We start from the raw sequence: 17,083 nt of genomic DNA, 5'->3' as shown, positions 1-17,083 counted from the left end.
GACTGAGGCCAACAGTGTCATTGGTGCAGTGTGAGCGCTTGCGTAGGGCAGAGCGCCACTGCGTCCTGGGCCGCGTATTCGAGCTTTTGAGGGATTGCAATTTCGGACCCGCCACGGCCCACCGGGTATCCCCAATCGTCGCGCGTGAGCAGCTCCGGAAGTAATTCGATGCAAAGGCCCCGGCCGTCGCAACGGGTCCAATCGATGTGCATTGTGGTGCGGGGCAGCTTTCGGTCTGTCATCGGAGCGCCTCGCATCGCCCTTGCAGGTGTGCTCCGACGTCGGAGGCAAAAGCCGTCAGGGCGCTGAGTGCAAGCCGGGCGGTCCCGTCCGGATGGGCACAGCTACCCCGGCCGGTTACCAGCGCAGCGAGCCGGCTAATCTCCTGTGGAAGTTTCCCGTTGGTGTCTCCGTAAGCCAGACGCGCGAACACGCTCGCGATGGCGGGTAGGCCATTGATGCAGGGACCACACTGGCGTGCTGACTGGCCCGCCAGGTAGGCCAGAATGTCCGCAGTAGCTGAGAGGCCGCAGGCCCCGGACACCAGCGTCATAATGATTCCGGCACCGGTCCGGGCACCCACCGGGGCCAACCCTTCCTTTGAGAACCGTGCATCCAGCTGGTCCACGGCGAGCCACGTGCCGTGGTATCCACCCACCAGGGCTGCCCGGACCGAAGGCAGATCGACGCCGGTACTCACGAGGATCTCCGTCAGGCGCACACCGGTCGGGATTTCGTAGACCCTTGGTCCGGCCGTGTTCCCGGACAGGGTGATGAGCCTGGACCCTGGCGCGGAACCGGTTCCGACGCCGCGGAACCAGGCAGAACCGAAGCGCGAGATCAGTGCGAGGTGAGCGAGTGTCTCCACGTTGTGCACCAGTGTCGGCCGCCCATTCAGGCCGCTGTTGGTCAACCGCTTTGTTCGGTCCCCCGGAACAGCCATGCCGCCGGAAATAGCGCTGACCACTGCCGTTGCTTCTCCCGAGATAAACGTATCGGGCGCTTCGTGCAGGCGTATGCGCGCCTCCCCGCGCTCTTTCAAGGCGCGGGCGACGGGAGCTAGCTGCTCCGCGCCGGCATACAAGTGCAGTTCCTTGGCGCCAAGGCTCCGGCCGGCGATCACGATGCCGTCGATCACCAAATGGGGGGCGTTGTGCAGCAGGGCTGCGTCCTTCTGGCTCAGCGGTTCACCTTCTGCACCGTTGGCGACGACGACCGGCCGCCGTCCATCTGCGGGGACCGACGCCAACTTTTGCCAGGCCGCAAATCCAGCCCCGCCGCGACCATCGAGCCCGGACTGCAACAGTTCGTCAATCAACCGCGCCCGGTCCATCGCCGGGAGCGGACCAAAGGCTGCCTGGTGGCTGCCGAAATCAGCTGAACCGGCGGCGAACAATCGCGTTGTACCGGCTGGACCGGCAACATGGTCCCGGAGGCTGACGGTGCTCTGATCAGATGTCATCGGGTTTCCTGGCGGCGCACGTTCCGGTATTCGACAAAGTCCTCGTGCAGCCTCCACGCGATGGCTCCTCCAACTGCCATCACGCAAAACACCGCAAGGACGAGGAACCAGAGCTCACGACCGTTCGTGCCATTTCCTATGGCATGAAGCACCGACACAGGCCACATCGCATAGACCAGCCAGTGAACGGTTTTGAACACCTTGGGACCGATCCTGTTGCGCAGCAAAGCGGTGATGGTCACGACGACAAGGAGATCGAAGGCTATCGTCCCAAGTCCGAGCCAGAATGGCTTGTATGCCCCCAGGAAGGGAACGAAGAAATCGACCAGCCTCAGTTGGGCAAATGGATCAAAGAGCAAGGACACAACGTGGACCACAACAAACAGCACCGAGAAGAGTGAGACATTGCGGTGTACCAACGTGACTGCAAATCTCGGGATCCCCACGACAGCCCGCCCAGAGCGGACGCCAATTCCCAGCAGGACGGAAAGTGTCAGGAGCACGAGGGCCACCACGCCGGAGCCTCGGCCCACCGCCCAAAGAGCCTGATCGAATACGGTGTTCATGATTGACCCGCCATCTCGTCCGGAGGCCAGCCACCGCAAGTGGATACCCTGCCTGCACTGTCAACCAAGCGGGCAGGCACGCCTAAGTCCCGCAACCACGACGGCGCGCGGCGGCCCCGCACCACGCATGCGGTGGAGATTGTATTGGCTTCCGCGCAGCTTTTCGCCGCCACCGTCACCGTCCTCCAGAAGGCTTCCGCCGGCAATCCGGTGTGCGGGTCGATGATGTGGTGGACTTGTCGGCCGGAATGGCTCCATCGGCGCTTTTGCGTGCTCGATGTGGCCACCGCATAGCCGGAGTTCAGGCGGACGCACCCGGAGGGATCGTCCGGTAGATCCTGGACCAGCACCACCCACCCCTCCGGGGGCGCCTCCCCCGCAGTGGCAATGTCGCCCCCAAGACCCACCATCGAACCGCAGCCAAGCGTTGACGAAATCCGGTGCGCTGCCCAGTCGGCCGCCAACGCTTTGCCGATTGCGCCAAAGTCGAGCAGGAGGCCCTCGGGCACTTTAAGCCTGTTCCCGGCAAGTCCTATCCGGGTCCAGGACGGGGCCACTGTTGTCACCCTAATTGATCCTTGTGCCTCCGGCCCCGGGCTCTGAGGTTCGTCGAGAAGAGCGAAATCACGGTCATACCCGAGGCCAAGCAGCACGCCTCCCAGCGCCGGGTCCACATCCCCGTCGGTCATTTCCGCAGCAGCCAATGCGCTGCGGACGATGGCCGCGAGTACGTCGCTGATTTCGCGGCCGTCGGCTAGCTGGCCCCTCAGGATCATGAGCTCCGAATCGTCGCGGAAACGGCTGCACGCCATCTCAACATCGTGGCATACGGCTTTGCTGAGGTCGACGGCCTGGTCGAGCATCGATGGTTCGGTGACGATGACACATGCCTCGGTGCTCCATAGCTCCCAGCGCCGCGCCGCCGTTACCATCAGGATCCTGACGTTCGGCCCTGCGGGGCCGTCGATCCGGGCCCGAGGGGCTGTACCGGCGAGGTGGATGAGTAGTGGTGGCGTGAGCCATAGTTCGGAGTGGTCGACTGCCCCGTATTGCCGGAAGACGCGTCGCCGGAAGACGTGTTGCCGGAAGAGGTATTGCCCGCCGCGGCCGGAGCCGAGACGGCCGCACCCACGACCACGGCGCCCGCCACGCTCGCGGCCCCCACCCACGATGTCACTTGACGGGCGATCCTGTGGCCACTTTCCCTGGAGTTCATCGCAGCCTCCTTGGCTGGTGCTTGACCGACGTCTCTGGGTTAATTTTAGGACTGCCAGAGTTGGCCCCGGCTAAGCGTTTCCTGTATAGAAGCTGTGTAGAAATACGGAACGCCTACGCACGAACCGCGCTGGAACGCAAGAGCCTTTCGGTCATTCAAAAGTTTGTGAATACTGCGTACGTTTAGGGCCATGGACACCGTCATCCAAACCATCGACCTGCACAAGAACTTCGGGCGCGTCAAGGCCCTCGACGGCCTGGACCTGGAGGTCCACGAGGGCGAGATCCACGGCTTCCTCGGGCCTAATGGAGCCGGGAAGACCACCACGCTACGCATCCTGCTCGGCCTGGCCCGCGCCTCGTCGGGCAGCACGAGCGTCCTGGGCATGCATCCGTGGGCGGACGCGGTCGAACTCCACCGGCGCGTCGCGAGCATACCGGGAGACGTGAGCCTCTGGCCCAACCTCTCGGGCGGCGAGGCTATCGACCTCCTCTCCCGCCTCCGCGGGGGTGCCGTGGACCACGCCGCCTACAAGGAACGCAAGCACCACCTGTGCGAACTCTTCGACTTCGACCCGGGCAAGAAGGGCCGTGCCTACTCGAAGGGGAACCGGCAGAAGGTCGCGCTCATTGCCGCCCTCGTCATCGACGCCGATCTGTATCTCCTGGATGAGCCCACGAGCGGGCTTGACCCGCTCATGGAGGCCGTCTTCACTCGGGAGATCCGGCGGATCGTGAACGAGAACGGCGCAACAGTCCTGCTCTCGAGCCATATTCTCTCGGAGGTCGAGCAGCTCGCCGACCGCGTGAGCATTATCCGCACTGGCCGGATCGTTGACGGCGGCACGCTCGACGCTCTGCGCCACCTCACCCGCACGGAGATCTCGTTCGCCCAGGACAGTGTGGACACCCACGCGCTGGATACGCTGTCGCAGGTTCACGACCTCACCGTGGCCGACGGGCGCGTCAAGTTCGGTGCCGATTCCGATCGCGTCCACGAGGTCCTTCCCCTTCTCGGCACACTCGGGGTCAAAGGTCTGATCGTCGCTCCGCCGTCGCTCGAAGAGCTCTTTCTGCGCCACTACGGCGACACAGTCGCCCCGCCTGTCCAGCAGGAAGAGGGCAAGGGCGGCACGCACCAACGGCGCCATCGCGCCGCCGCGGCGGGTGCCTGAGATGGGCGCGCTGTGGATCCTTTACCGGCAGCGGTTGCGCCGGGACCGCTGGCAGCTGATTGTCTGGGTCCTCTCGATCGGAATGCTCGCGTTGTTCGCGGTCGCGGCCATAGCGAAGACCTTCGGCGACGACGCGACGCGCGCGCAGGTGCTTCAACTCGCGACCGCGGCGCCCGCGATCCTCGTGCTGCGCGGCCTCCCACGCGGTCCGGGGCTCGATTCGTTCACGTTCTTCGAAATCTTCGCTTTCCTGGCGGTCCTTGCCGGACTCATGAATACGTTCATGGCCGTCCGGCACACCCGGGCGGAAGAGGAGTCGGGACGGGCCGAGATCATCTCCGCGACGGCCGCCGGGCGATGGGCCCCGCTCGGCGCGACTGTCCTTCACGGCGCCGTGGCCAACGTGGTCGTTGCCATCGCAACGGTGCTCGGCTTCATGGCCGGAGGCCTTGACCCGGCCGGCTCGCTCGTGGCCGGATTCGCGACGGGTGCCGTGGGCTTCGCGTTCCTCGGCATGGGCCTGTTGGCCTCCGAGTTCTTCAGCACCTCGCGTGGAGCCAACGGCATTTCGTCGGCGCTCGTGATGGTCGCGTACCTGCTGCGCGGCTTTGGGGACGCGACCGGACAGGTCGGTCCCGACGGCACGACCATGACTGCCGCATGGCCGAGCTGGATCTCCCCCATCGGCTGGGCCCAGCAATCTTTTGCCTACACGGGCAACCGATGGTGGCCGCTGCTCCTTCCCCTCGCGCTCGGGGCGGCGTGCACCGTCGCCGTCGTAGCAATCATGGCGCGCCGGGACGTCGGCGCGAGCGTGCTCGCCGGGCGATCCGGACGCGCCGACGCTAGACCATGGCTGCGCGGGAGCTTCTCGCTCGCGCTGCGCCTGCAGCAGGGCGCGATCATCGGCTGGTGCGTAGGCGGCCTCGCGACGGGCCTTCTCACGGGCTCGCTCGGGTCCGCGATCCAGTCCTCGATCACCTCCAACCCCCAAATCACGGCCGTGCTTCGCGGCATGATCGAGGCACAGGGCACATCAATGACCCAGCTCCTCGTCGCGGCACTGTTCGAGGTAGCCGGAATACTTGCCGCCGTGTGCGGCCTCCAGGCCGTCCTCCGCCTGCGCCAGGAGGAGGTAGCCGGAACCGCCGAGCCCGTCGTGGCCGAGTCGGTGAGCCGAATGCGCTGGCTCGGGGGCTTCCTCGGCCTCGGCGCCGTCTCGGTCGTGTTCGTCATGGCGTTCACGGCCCTCGGAGCGTGGCTCTCCCTTGTCGCGTCCGGAGACACCTCAAGCGCCGTCGGCGATGTGTGGCAGACTGCCGTCGACCAGCTCCCAGCAGCACTCATCTATCTTGCACTTCCCGCCGTCGTTTTCGTCGTCTGGCCCCGTGCCACGATCCCTGCCGCGTGGGCGCTTCTGGGCGTCGGCGTCGTCCTCGGGATCTACGGCGGCATGCTTGGTCTTGACCAGAAACTCCGGGACCTCTCACCCTTTACCCACAGCCCCGTCACCACCAGTATCGGGACCGACTGGAGCGGCGGCTTCTGGATGCTGGGCATTGCCGGAGTCCTCACGGCATTCTCGCTCGTGGCTGTGCGCCGCCGGGAGGTAGGCACGGCGTGACAGATCCGGGTAGCAAACGCATGCCCGGCGCCGCCGAGACATCCGCGGCCGTCCTTACGGCCGCCGGCTTCCCCAAGATGCCCGCCCGTGCCCTCATGGCCCTTGTGGTCTCCGACGACGGCTCGCTGACCGCGGCCGAGCTCTCCGAGATACTGGGCGCGAGCGCCGCCGCCGTCTCCGGCGCCGTGCGGTACCTGCAGACCGTCGGCTTCGTGCATCGGGTCTCGCAACCCGGCAGCCGCCGCGACCGCTATGCCCTCCCCGACAACGCGTGGTACGTCGCTTCCCTCCGGCAGAACCCCGTGTACAAGCGCCTCGCAGACCTCGCCGACTCCACTGCTTCAAGCCTCCAGGAGGGGTCAGCGGCGAGGGCCAGGGTGAACGAGATGGGTGCCTTCTACCGGTTCCTCATGACTCGGCTGCCGGGACTCCTCGATGAGTGGGAACACACGCGAGCCGAAGCCTAGCCTCCTCTGACATTGCCTGAGCCTCAAGCCTGAGGCGGATACGGCTGCGGCGGGTTCGGCGGATATGCCTACACCAGTCGGTCGAAGCGCTGACCCCTGGGATTGGCCGGAAGGAGGCCAGCTGATCCTAGGACCCGAAGGGCCAGCCACGCCGGGTCGAAAGATGCTGTCGGACCCGTAGTCTCGAAACGGCTACCGGCATAGGGTCCGCTCATGGAACGACGTGGTCAGGGCCCGGGGTGCCGCCACACGGCCGGCCAACTTCACGGACAAGAGAAAGCGAGTCAGTAAAAAATGGAATTCAGGTACCTTGGCAACTCCGGGTTCAAGATCTCGGAAATCACGTTCGGCAACTGGCTGACCCACGGCTCCCAGGTCGAGAACGACACCGCCACTGCATGCGTCCGAGCAGCGCTCGACGCCGGAATCAGCACCTTCGACACGGCCGATGTCTATGCCAACACCGCGGCCGAGACCGTCCTCGGCAACGCCCTGAACGGCGAACGCCGGGAATCGCTGGAGATCTTCACGAAGGTATTCGGTCCCACCGGGCCCAAGGGCCACAATGATCTCGGGCTCTCCCGCAAGCACATCACGGAATCCATCAACGGCTCCCTCAGGCGCCTGCAGACCGACTACGTGGACCTCTACCAGGCCCACCGCTACGATTTCGAGACCCCGCTGGAAGAAACCATGCAGGCATTCGCGGACATCGTGCGGCAAGGCAAAGCCCTGTACATCGGCGTGAGCGAATGGACAGCGGAGCAGATCCGTGACGGCCACACACTGGCCAAAGATCTGGGATTCCAGCTGATATCCAACCAGCCGCAGTACTCGATGCTCTGGAGGGTCATCGAGTCCGAAGTGGTGCCGGCCTCGGAAGAACTCGGACTCTCCCAGATCGTGTGGTCCCCCATGGCCCAGGGCGTCCTGAGCGGCAAATACCAGCCCGGGAAACCTGCTCCCGAGGGCAGCCGCGCCACAGACACCAAGGGCGGAGCGCAGATGATCAAGCGTTGGATGTCCAACGAGGTCCTGACCGGCGTCCAGAAGCTCAAACCGATCGCGGAAGAAGCCGGACTGACCATGGCCCAGCTCAGCATCGCCTGGGTCCTGCAGAACCAGAACGTGGCCTCGGCCATCATCGGCGCGTCCCGGCCCGAGCAGGTCGCGGCCAACGTGGCCGCATCCGGAGTGAAACTGGATCAGGAGATCATGGACAAAATCGACACCGCAATCGGCTCCCTCGCCGAACGCGACCCCGCCCGGACCAAAGATTCCTCACCCGCCACCCGGGAAGCATAAGCACCAAACTGCAGAGGACGGCCGGACGCCCACCTTTCGGCAGGGGACGTCCGGCCACCCTCGTTACACATCCGCGTCCAAACCGACCAATGGGTCTGCGCCTCGGGCCTTGATTTCTGCGTCAGCTCAACGACTTCCTGGATCTTCTACTCGGGAATCACCAGATTGCGCCCCTGCTCAGGCTTCAGCGACCCGGGAAGGACCGCCCACAAGTAGCGGATGGCACGGCCAGGCCTCGTCCTTGCGGTGATGCGGCCTGCTAGCCTCACTCCATGCGCAGAACATCGGCACGAGGCTCAGACACCGCCAGCGGAGAGCGCGTACTGATCCTGTCCGCAGGGGTAGGATCAGGGCACAACAGCGCGGCGGCGGCGGTGCACCAGGCGTGTGCCGCGCGCACTGATATCGCCGAGGTGCAGGTGCTCGACGTGCTACAGGTAAGTAGCGTGCTCTACCGCGCACTGCTGGGGAAGGGATACTTCGTCCTGGTCCAGGGTTTACCCTGGCTGGTCGAGTGGGGTTACGACATCAGCAACCCGCCCTTCCGGCGCCGCGGCCCAATCGACCCGTGGACACGGGTGAACGCCGGTCCGGTCATCAGTGCGATCAAGAGGTTCCGACCGACGGCGATCGTGTGCACGCACTTCCTGCCCGCCCAGCTGCTGGCGTCACTGCTCCTCCGCGGCGTGGTTGACGCGAAGACCGCTGTCGTGACGACGGACTATGACTTTCAAGGCCTGTGGCTCTCGGGCGCGTTCCACATGATCTTTGTGGCCAGGGAGGAAGGGAGGGTGGAGCTGATGGCGCTCGGCCTTCCTCCCGACCGAGTCGCGGCCACGGGCATCCCGATCACCAAACCGCTCGATCCTGCGCCCGTGCGCGATTGCAATAAGCCACCGATGCTGCTGATCTCGGCGGGTGCGACCGGCGGTGACTATGCGTTCTCCGTGGTGAGGCAGACCATGCACATGCGCTCGGCATTCACGGCCACGGTGGTGTGCGGGAAAAACGACGCGCTCCGGCAACGCATCGAGAAGCTGGCGGCGACCGCCGGCGACCGCTACCGCGTGCTCGGCTTCACGACGGAGATGCCGCAGCTGCTGGGCCGCGCGGACCTGTTTGTCGGCAAGCCGGGCGGGCTTTCAGCGTCGGAGTGCATGGCTGCGGGGCTGCCCATGGTACTTGTAAACCCCATCCCGGGGCAGGAGGTTCGCAACGGCGATTACCTGATGGAGCAGGGGGCGGCCGTCCGCTGCAACACCCCCGCAACGATCGGCTGGAAGATCGATGAGGTGCTGCGCGAGCCCGGCCGGCTGCAGCGGATGCAGGCGGCCGCGCGGAGAACCGGCCGCACCGACGCCGCGGCGGACGTCCTGAGCGGCCTGCTGGGCGGGCCGTCACGTCCGCTGGTCGTAACCCGCGCGGCGCAAAGGACAGTTCTTGCCGCGAGCGAGCAGCGTTTCGTTGCGACCGATCTCACAGGACCCTCGTCGCTGGTCCGCCTGGTCGACCGGGCCGCGGGTAGCACCGTAGCGCTGCTGCAAGCCGAGGAGCTTTCCGACCTGCAGAAACGGTACGCGACTCCGAACAGTGGCCTGGTGCTGCGGCGCGGCCAAGCGCCCCTTTTGCTCGGCTGGGAGGAACGTCGGTTGCTTCGCGCCCTGCTGCGGGGCGACAACTCGCTGCCCGTCCGCGTCGTAGGGCCATCGGCACCCTTTCGCTTCCCTCCCGGGTGACCGACGGGACACGCCCCCATGTTGACCTCAGATCGGCTGGCGGTCCGAGACATCTTCCTCGTCAATCAGTCCCTCGGGTCGCCACAACCGTCCCGCGTCCGCCCAGCCGGCCGGGCTGTGTTGGCCTGCGAGCAGGCCCCAGTCCCCCGTCCGGGGCGACCAGCGCCGCGTGGACGGATCGCGCTGCAGGGTCGGCCCCGCATCCAGGGCAACCCGCACCGTCCTCTCCGCGCCGGGCTGCAGCGGCACCTTTTGGAAGCCCAGGAGCTGAGCGACCGGTCTGCGGATGGACACATCCGCAGCGTAGACCTGAACGACGGTCGAGCCCTCACGGTCGCCCGTATTGGTTACAAGCACATCCGCATAGCCGCCTGTGGCGTCGAACCTGTGGTCTAGAAGCCGATGCTCGATCGTCGTGTAGCCCAGGCCGAATCCGAACGGGAAAGCGGGCGCTTGTCCCTCGCCGTCGAGCCGACGTTGACCCCATTTGTCGTCATAGACGACGGACTTCGCCGCGGGGTCGAACGGTGGCAGATGCGCGGCGTCCGTTGGCAGCACAAACGGCAGCCGCCCGCCGGGTTCCTCACTGCCGGTCAGCACGCTCGCGAGGGCGCGGCCGCCTTCCATACCGCCATACCAGGCCAGGAGGAGCGCCGGCACGCGGCCTCGCCACGTCTCCGTGAGGATCGCACTGCCGCTGATCAGCACGACGACGGTCCGGGGGTTTGCGGCCACGACCGCCTGGATGAGGCGCTCATCGCCGGGGCGCAGGTCGAGGGAGCTGCGGTCGCCACCCCGGACGAAGCGCGACGCCAGGTGCGCGAGGCCGATGAGCACCCGGCGGAGGGGGCCTGAGGCAAAGGTCCGACCGAGGACGCCCACGTCCACGCCACCGGTAACGACGGACTCGCCTTCGTCGTGCTGGTCCAGGCCGACGACGACGATCGCCGTCTCCGCCGCGGCTGCCAATGCGGCCGCGGCGCGCTCGTTCCGACCGGAGCTGGTCGTGATCCGCACCCCGGGAAGCGCCTCACGGAGCCCCTGCAGCGGCGAGACCGTAGAGGGAGGCCGAACGCGTGACGAGCCATGATCGCCGAGGTTCGCCCGTGCCGCGAGTCGTCCGATCACCGCGAGATGTCCGGTGGTGGGAGCCAACGGCAGTAGCGGCGCCGCGCCAACGGTTTCGTTCTTCAGCAGTACGATCGACTCCGCTGCGACCCGGTGGGCAAGAGCCCGGTGGGCCGGGGAGGCGATGACGGCGCGGGTAGGGGCCACCATCTCCCGAGCCGCGGCATGCTGCACGCAAGTGCGCAGGATGCGGCGCGCGGACTGCAGCACTGTCGCCCAGGCCAGGTCACCGTTACGCAGCGCGGCCGGCAGCTCGCGGGCGCGCAGCAGTCGCAGCGGCATCTCAACGTCCATTCCTGCCTGCAGGCTGACGACCGCGTCATGGGTGCCGAACACCCAGTCGCTCGTCACGAACCCGGAGAAGCCCCACTCCTGTCTCAACACATCCGTGAGCAGGGCGCGATTGACGTCCATGTATTCGCCTCGCACCCGGTTGTAGGAACTCATTACGGAGTCCACGCCGGCTTCCACGACCGCCTTGAAGTGGGGCAAGTACACCTCGTGCAGAGCGTGTTCGTCGACCGACACGTCGACCTCGAAGCGCTCGTTCTCCATCGAGTTGAGCGCGAAGTGCTTTACGCACGCCATCGCGTTCACGCGCACGCCTCGGGTGATGGCAGTTCCCATCCGGGCGATGAGCACCGGATCCTCCCCGTAGCACTCCTGAGCCCGGCCCCACGCGGGGTGGCGAAGCAGGTTTATGCAGATGGAGGCGGAGTAATTTGCTCCCCGAGCCCTGGTCTCTAGACCGATCGCAAGCCCGACCCGTTCCTCCAGCGACGGATCCCAGGTCGCGGCCCGCGCAATTGTCACAGGGAAGGCGGTGGAGGCGCCGATCACGACGCCGCGGCCACCGTCGCTGAAGCGGATGCCCGGTATGCCGAGCCGCGAGACCGCCCCGGCCACGAACGGCACCCTATCGAGCAGTATCGGGATAAGCGGGAGCAGCAGTCTGGGAGAGTCGCCGTCGAGCAGGCCGAGGATCTCCCCATCCGTCATCAGATCGATCAGTAGCTCCGCGGCCTCATCCGCGTCGAGCTCGCCCGCCCGGACTGCCCTGACCGCCTCGCCGTAGGCGCTGCTCTCCGCCGACATCGTGTCCGTCAAAACCAGCCCTTGCGTTCGCGCTGCCCGGCGTCCCGCAGTAATCTTCATGCCTAAAGTCTGCACCCTGTGAGTGCGCGTTAGTGGTCGAGGCCGGTACGTGCCTGTGCCGGTCGTGGAGTCGTCGGTGCGTCCGCCCCGGGCGCCGTACCTTGAAGATCAAGTTTCACGGCATTTGTGCCTGTTTAGGTTCGGCTGAAGTTAGCTCGCGCCGAATACTGTCGTGACGCGGGCAAAGGAAATCTCGAGCCTGTATCTCAGCCCACCCATGTTGACCGAGCCCGGTGTGCGCACCGGCAAATTCCGCCTTGGCGGCGATGACCTCATCCTCGACGAGCAGGGCAAGAGCCAAGTCTCCTTCGAAGACTACGCCACGGCCCTGGTCGACGAGTTGGAGAAGCCCCCGCACGAACAGGCACGCTTCACCACCGGGTACTAGAAAGCAGGCGTGGTCCGGCTCAAGCCGACCCCGCCCGGCGGCGATCGATGCAAAAACTGGTGCCAAATGATGCAAGCCGTTGAAAGTCATGTAGCCCTGGCCCGGCTCTGATATGAAGTAGCAAGAGATCAGAACTCCCGCCCAACAAAAGGAAAGAGGCATCCGGCCACACGAACGGCCACCAACAACCATGGCCCTAATGGGCCTACAAAAAACTGATTTGTGCACAGTCAGAGGGCCAATAAGCCGCTGACCTGCGGAAACACTGTGCCCGAGGTGGGACTCGAAACGCATTCCGAGCCTTGAAAACGGTAATACTGGAATTGGTCTTGAACCGGTGTGACTCACTTGAAAACTGACGTGCCTGCGGGTGCTGTCTTCCCTGTGATCTGTCCGCCGGTTCAAGTTCCGCTATAAGCGCGTTGAGCCAGGCGGACATGACTTCATAGGAGCCTGATTCGACCAGTCCCATTACCGTTTTGTCTGCCCACCTGGCCCACGTGCCCGTCAACTAATCACTGGTACCTGAGGGGCAGTTTCCATTTTGGCAAAAGAACCGCTAAATGTCTTCGTCGGCGTCGACACGCATGCCGATACTCACCACGTCGCCATCATCAGCGAGTACGGCAAACCTCTGGCCGATCAGGAGTTCCTCGCCGTGGGCTCCGGATACCGCAAAATCCTGGACTTCATTGCCACTCATGGAACGGCTGCCGCGGTGGGGGTCGAAGGAACCGGCTCATACGGTGCCGGGCTGTCCAAGGTGCTCCGCAGCGAAGGGCTCACTGTCCTGGAGATCAACCGGCCGAACCGGGCTCAGCGTCGCCTGAAAGGCAAATCCGATCCCCTGGATGCCTACCAGGCAGCCCAGTCAGTACTGGCTCAACGAGGCCTATCGACCCCGAAAGCCAAAGACGGACCCGTCGAATGCCTGCGGATCCTACGTACCGCGCGCTCTTCGGCAATGAAAGCCCGCACGGCAGCAATCAATCAGATCAAGGGTCTCCTCGTGTCGGCACCGGACGCTCTCCGGGCGAAATACAGGGGAATGGCCACTCCCGCCATGATCACCGCCCTCCAGCGGAGCAGGCCGTCAGGCCATGTGGCCGACCCGGAATACATGACGGCCCTGACCTTGAAACCCTGGCCACCCGTTACCAGGCTTTGGCCGAGGAAATCACCGCCGCCGATGCTGCCCTGCAAGAAATTCTCGATTCCTATGCGCCCTTGCTCTGCGACCTCCCAGGCGTAGGACCAGACGTTGCCAGCCAGCTCCTCGTCACCGTGGGAGACAACCGGGGACGGATCGGAAACGAAGCCCAGTTCGCGGCACTCGTCGGGGTTGCACCCATCCCGGCATCGTCAGGAAAAACGACCCGCCACCGGCTCAGCCGAGGTGGTGACCGCAACGCAAACCGTGCCCTGCATCAAGTGGTGCTGACCCGCATGTCTTCGTGTCCACGCACGAAAAACTATGTCAGTAAACGCACCACCGAAGGAAAAAGCAAGCGAGAGATCATGCGTTGTCTCAAACGCTACGTATCCCGTGAAATATACCGACAGATATTCAACCCGGTACCGGCACCAGGCATCACCGACCTACGCCAGAAACGCAAAAGCCTCGGGTTGACCATTAACACGGTCGCCGCCGAACTCAGCCAATGGCCCTCCATTATCTCCCGCCTCGAACGAGGCCTCATCCGCAACGACGACCTCGCAACAAGCTACCGGAAACGGCTCGAGGAGCAAGCGACTCAAAAAACGAATTGACAACCATAGGAGCATCACTGGGAATTCCAGAAAACATAGCCAATCCGAGCCGGTCCGGCGGATGTACGAGCCAGTCCGACGGCAAAAGTGTTGACAAACAGCGCCAGATTCGAAGTCCGGCCGGAAGGGAGCGCTCCGGAACCCAGGATATGCGAGTATTCCCACCCAAAAAACAGGTGCCGCCCACTCTCGCCCCAGGCGCTGGCCGGCACTTAAGCTCCGGATCGGGCCGCTTTCTCGGCCGGCCGTTATGAGGCGGGCCCAAATGACACGAGGACAGCTTTCGATCGCGCGGCCAACGAGGTACTGACTATGAACGGCTCTGTCCATCCACAGGAGGTCATGATGCGGGCGAGGATGACCAATGAAGTCGTTAACGCCGGCGGTGGTCCTTGGGCTAGCTCTCTGACTGGTCAGCGGCAGCCTCAAGGTCCGGGCAAGCCGGCACCTCGCCCTCAGGCGTACCAGTGCCAGCCCCCGGAGGAACACTGTCCTCCGGGGCCAGTGGGAGTGGTCCGTGCCGCACAGTTCTCAGGTATAGCGCCTGCACCGACACCACCTCATAAGGGACACTCCCATGGCAAATACGGGGCATAAGGGAAATTCGGCACGAAGAGGGCGCCACCCGGCTCTGGCAGCCTCGCTAGTAATGGCCGCCTTAGTGATTTATGCAAGCTTTGGTTCGGCAGGCAACGTTCAGGCCAGTACGTCCCCCTGCAACCCCACCGCTCCGGCTCCCACTAACGCTGACCCCGGCACAGTCGTTCTGGCCGATAACTTTGAAACCAATGATTTCAGTAGATGGACCACTGTCACCCAGTTGGGCGACGCCACCGCCACGGTGCAATCGGCAATTTCCAACTCCCCCGCCTGCGCTGCACAAATACATGTGACGGGGAATAGCGGCTCCGAGGCTAACGTGGTGAAAAATTTGCCGGCTTCGGCCAGCGAAGTTTGGGCCAGCGGCTGGTTTGACATCACGCGCGAAGGCAACGCTTCGAACAGTAACGTTCCCACCTTGCGCTTCTTCAACGGCAGCAACCGCCTGTTTGACGTATCGCGTCAAAACGGATCGGGCAGCCTGTTCGTGAGGTGGGCTACCGGCTCCAGCTTCACCCTCGTGGGCGTGGGTAGCGTAGCCGTCGGCCAAAAGTTTGCCCTGAAAATTCACCTGGTAGTCAATGGTGCACAAAGCCAGGTCCAGGTATGGCAGGACGGCACGAAACTCTTTGACCGGTCGAACAGCACGACCGGGTTTATAGATCTCGGTTCAAATACTTCGATGAATTTCCTCCAGCTGGGAGCAGAGCATGTGACTCAGGACGGCGATATGATCGCCGATGACATTATCCTGAAGACTGTGGCTGCCGGTATACCGGCACCCCCGGTGTTCACCGCGGACACGCCCCCGGCCACCGCTACTGCCGGTGCGGCCTACAGCTACACCTTCACTGCCACCGGCAGCCCGGCCCCGACCTTTGCAGTGTCTTCCGGCGCCCTGCCCGCCGGGCTGAGCCTGAACACCAGCACCGGGATCCTGTCCGGCACCCCCACCACGGCCGGCCCGGCAACGTTCACGCTCACCGCCACAAACGGGACCAGCCCCGACGCGGTCACCCCACCTCTCACGATCACCGTGACGGCGACCGCGACGGCGCCTTCGGCTCCCACAGGGGTGACCGCGACGGCGGGCAACGCCTCGGCGTCCGTGTCCTGGACGGCTCCGGCCAACGGCGGTTCCCCGATCACCTCCTACGCCGTGACGCCTTCCACCGGTGGCACGGCTTTGGCTCCGGTGACGGTCTCCGGAAGTCCGCCCTCGACGACGGCGACCGTCACCGGACTGAGCAACGGCACGGCCTACACGTTCACCGTGACGGCCACCAACGCTGTGGGGACGTCTGCGCCGTCCGCCGCGTCGGCCCCGGTCACGCCCACGGCGCCCGTTCCCGGCGTCACCAACGGCGGGTTCGAATCCGGGCTCACGTCCTGGACCACCGGCGGCGTCAAGGCCCCCGCGGCCTCCACCGTTGCCCACACCGGCACCGGCTCCGCGCTCCTGGGCCTGGTATCCGGGGCCGAACCCCTCGGGGACAGCAGCCTGTCCCAGACCATCACCATGCCCGCCGCCGGGACCTCCACCCTGTCCTTCTGGTACCAGCCGCACACCGCCGACGAGACCTGCACCGGCACCGCCTGCCGCTACGACTGGATGGAAGCACAAGTCCGCACCACCAGCGGCACGGTCCTGGCCAGCCTGTTCAAGCTCTGCAACAACAACGGCACCTGGACCCAGCTCAGCGCGAACCTCTCCGCCTACAACGGGCAGGCCATCGTGCTCTGGTTCAACGTCCACCTCGACGGTTCCAGCCCGGCGGACGACACCTGGATGTACCTCGACGACGTCACCCTGACCAACAGCCAGACAACGCCCACGGCACCCGCCGCCCCGACCGGGGTCACCGCGACCGCCGGGAACGCCTCCGCCGCCGTGTCCTGGACGGCCCCGGCCAACGGCGGCTCCCCGATCACCTCCTACGCCATCACCCCGCACGCCGGAACCACGACCCTGGCCCCGGTCACCGTCACCGGGAACCCGCCCGCCACGACGGCGAACATCACCGGACTCACCAACGGCACCGCGTACACCTTCACCGTCACCGCCACCAACGCCATCGGCACCTCACCGGCCTCCACGGCCTCGGCACCGGTCACCCCCACCGCGGCCGCGACGGCGCCCGCAGCCCCCACCGGGGTCACCGCGACCGCGGGGAACGCCTCCGCCACCGTGTCCTGGACGGCCCCGGCCAACGGCGGCTCCCCGATCACCTCCTACGCCATCACCCCGCACGCCGGCGCCACGACCCTGGCCCCGGTCACGGTCACCGGGAACCCGCCCCCGACGACCGCGAACATCACCGGACTCAGCAACGGCACCGCGTACACCTTCACCGTCACCGCCACCAACGCTGTGGGAACTTCCGTTGCCTCCACGGCATCGGCGCCGGTCACCCCCACGGGAACCACCACCTCGACCATCACCAACGGCGGCTTCGAATCCGGGCTCAGCTCCTGGATCACCGGCGGCGTCA

At 65.3% G+C, this 17,083-nt stretch carries 15 protein-coding genes; 9 read left to right on the top strand and 6 right to left on the bottom strand.

What is annotated here, in order from left to right; genetic code table 11:
- Window positions 1-17 precede the first annotated feature (17 nt).
- Genes ABH924_RS21425 through ABH924_RS21405 form a run of 5 tightly spaced genes read right to left on the bottom strand, consistent with a single transcriptional unit; the run spans window position 18 to window position 3,244 of the window.
- Complete coding sequence (locus tag ABH924_RS21425) at window positions 18-242, bottom strand: ferredoxin (RefSeq protein ID WP_234754102.1); 225 nt, start codon at window positions 240-242, stop codon at window positions 18-20.
- Entirely contained in the window at window positions 239-1,462 is a 1,224-nt protein-coding gene (locus ABH924_RS21420) for an NADH-ubiquinone oxidoreductase-F iron-sulfur binding region domain-containing protein (protein WP_404502056.1), read from the bottom strand. Before ABH924_RS21420 ends, ABH924_RS21425 begins: the two co-directional genes overlap by 4 nt.
- Entirely contained in the window at window positions 1,459-2,028 is a 570-nt protein-coding gene (locus ABH924_RS21415) for a ferric reductase-like transmembrane domain-containing protein (protein ID WP_234754100.1), read from the bottom strand. Before ABH924_RS21415 ends, ABH924_RS21420 begins: the two co-directional genes overlap by 4 nt.
- Window positions 2,025-2,960: an FAD:protein FMN transferase gene (locus ABH924_RS21410; protein WP_404502054.1), complete on the bottom strand. Its 936-nt coding sequence runs from the start codon at window positions 2,958-2,960 to the stop codon at window positions 2,025-2,027. The genes ABH924_RS21415 and ABH924_RS21410 overlap by 4 nt, the downstream gene beginning before the upstream one ends.
- Window positions 2,960-3,244, bottom strand: coding sequence for a hypothetical protein (locus ABH924_RS21405; RefSeq protein ID WP_404502052.1), 285 nt, complete (start codon window positions 3,242-3,244; stop codon window positions 2,960-2,962). The genes ABH924_RS21410 and ABH924_RS21405 overlap by 1 nt, the downstream gene beginning before the upstream one ends.
- A 190-nt stretch (window positions 3,245-3,434) precedes the next feature.
- Here ABH924_RS21405 and ABH924_RS21400 point away from each other — a divergent pair, with 190 nt between their 5' ends.
- From ABH924_RS21400 to ABH924_RS21380, 5 genes are all read left to right on the top strand, one after another.
- A complete protein-coding gene (locus tag ABH924_RS21400; protein WP_404502050.1) occupies window positions 3,435-4,418 on the top strand; it encodes an ABC transporter ATP-binding protein in 984 nt (327 codons plus the stop codon).
- A 1-nt stretch (window position 4,419) separates the two neighbouring features.
- Window positions 4,420-6,042, top strand: coding sequence for an ABC transporter permease (locus tag ABH924_RS21395; protein ID WP_404502048.1), 1,623 nt, complete (start codon window positions 4,420-4,422; stop codon window positions 6,040-6,042).
- Window positions 6,039-6,509 (top strand): GbsR/MarR family transcriptional regulator, encoded by a 471-nt coding sequence (locus ABH924_RS21390; RefSeq protein WP_234754095.1) that lies wholly within the window; start codon window positions 6,039-6,041, stop codon window positions 6,507-6,509. The genes ABH924_RS21395 and ABH924_RS21390 overlap by 4 nt, the downstream gene beginning before the upstream one ends.
- A gap of 294 nt (window positions 6,510-6,803) precedes the next feature.
- Window positions 6,804-7,814 (top strand): aldo/keto reductase family protein, encoded by a 1,011-nt coding sequence (locus tag ABH924_RS21385; protein WP_404502045.1) that lies wholly within the window; start codon window positions 6,804-6,806, stop codon window positions 7,812-7,814.
- 272 nt (window positions 7,815-8,086) lie between these two features.
- On the top strand, window positions 8,087-9,550 hold the full coding sequence (locus tag ABH924_RS21380; protein WP_404502043.1) for a glycosyltransferase: 1,464 nt from the start codon (window positions 8,087-8,089) through the stop codon (window positions 9,548-9,550).
- A gap of 27 nt (window positions 9,551-9,577) precedes the next feature.
- Here the strand turns inward: ABH924_RS21380 and ABH924_RS21375 are convergent, their stop codons facing one another.
- Complete coding sequence (locus ABH924_RS21375) at window positions 9,578-11,833, bottom strand: beta-glucosidase (RefSeq protein WP_404502041.1); 2,256 nt, start codon at window positions 11,831-11,833, stop codon at window positions 9,578-9,580.
- A gap of 172 nt (window positions 11,834-12,005) precedes the next feature.
- On the opposite strand from ABH924_RS21375, the gene ABH924_RS21370 reads away from it, so the two are divergent.
- From ABH924_RS21370 to ABH924_RS21355, 4 genes are all read left to right on the top strand, one after another.
- Window positions 12,006-12,221 carry a hypothetical protein gene (locus ABH924_RS21370; protein ID WP_404502039.1) on the top strand — a complete coding sequence of 72 codons (216 nt, stop codon included), beginning with the start codon at window positions 12,006-12,008 and terminating at the stop codon, window positions 12,219-12,221.
- A 544-nt stretch (window positions 12,222-12,765) separates the two neighbouring features.
- Window positions 12,766-13,473, top strand: a complete 708-nt coding sequence (locus ABH924_RS21365; protein WP_404502037.1) for a transposase — start codon at window positions 12,766-12,768, stop codon at window positions 13,471-13,473.
- A 32-nt stretch (window positions 13,474-13,505) separates the two neighbouring features.
- On the top strand, window positions 13,506-13,991 hold the full coding sequence (locus ABH924_RS21360; RefSeq protein WP_404502095.1) for a transposase: 486 nt from the start codon (window positions 13,506-13,508) through the stop codon (window positions 13,989-13,991).
- A gap of 922 nt (window positions 13,992-14,913) precedes the next feature.
- On the top strand, window positions 14,914-17,083 hold a 2,170-nt coding region (locus ABH924_RS21355; protein WP_404502035.1), incomplete at its 3' end, for a fibronectin type III domain-containing protein.

Source organism: Arthrobacter sp. GAS37 (assembly GCF_044908325.1).
Lineage (GTDB): Bacteria > Actinomycetota > Actinomycetes > Actinomycetales > Micrococcaceae > Arthrobacter > Arthrobacter ramosus.
Note: the sequence above shows the minus strand (reverse complement) of the source record. Positions and strands in the feature narration are given on the sequence as shown.

Excerpts from the sequence above, each read along its gene's own strand:
- ABH924_RS21425 (WP_234754102.1), bottom strand. The coding sequence starts at position 242 with ATGACAGACCGAAAGCTGCCCCGCACCACAATGCACATCGATTGGACC.
- ABH924_RS21420 (WP_404502056.1), bottom strand. The coding sequence starts at position 1,462 with ATGACATCTGATCAGAGCACCGTCAGCCTCCGGGACCATGTTGCCGGT.
- ABH924_RS21415 (WP_234754100.1), bottom strand. The coding sequence starts at position 2,028 with ATGAACACCGTATTCGATCAGGCTCTTTGGGCGGTGGGCCGAGGCTCC.
- ABH924_RS21410 (WP_404502054.1), bottom strand. The coding sequence starts at position 2,960 with ATGGTAACGGCGGCGCGGCGCTGGGAGCTATGGAGCACCGAGGCATGT.
- ABH924_RS21405 (WP_404502052.1), bottom strand. The coding sequence starts at position 3,244 with ATGAACTCCAGGGAAAGTGGCCACAGGATCGCCCGTCAAGTGACATCG.
- ABH924_RS21400 (WP_404502050.1), top strand. The coding sequence starts at position 3,435 with ATGGACACCGTCATCCAAACCATCGACCTGCACAAGAACTTCGGGCGC.
- ABH924_RS21395 (WP_404502048.1), top strand. The coding sequence starts at position 4,420 with ATGGGCGCGCTGTGGATCCTTTACCGGCAGCGGTTGCGCCGGGACCGC.
- ABH924_RS21385 (WP_404502045.1), top strand. The coding sequence starts at position 6,804 with ATGGAATTCAGGTACCTTGGCAACTCCGGGTTCAAGATCTCGGAAATC.
- ABH924_RS21380 (WP_404502043.1), top strand. The coding sequence starts at position 8,087 with ATGCGCAGAACATCGGCACGAGGCTCAGACACCGCCAGCGGAGAGCGC.
- ABH924_RS21375 (WP_404502041.1), bottom strand. The coding sequence starts at position 11,833 with ATGAAGATTACTGCGGGACGCCGGGCAGCGCGAACGCAAGGGCTGGTT.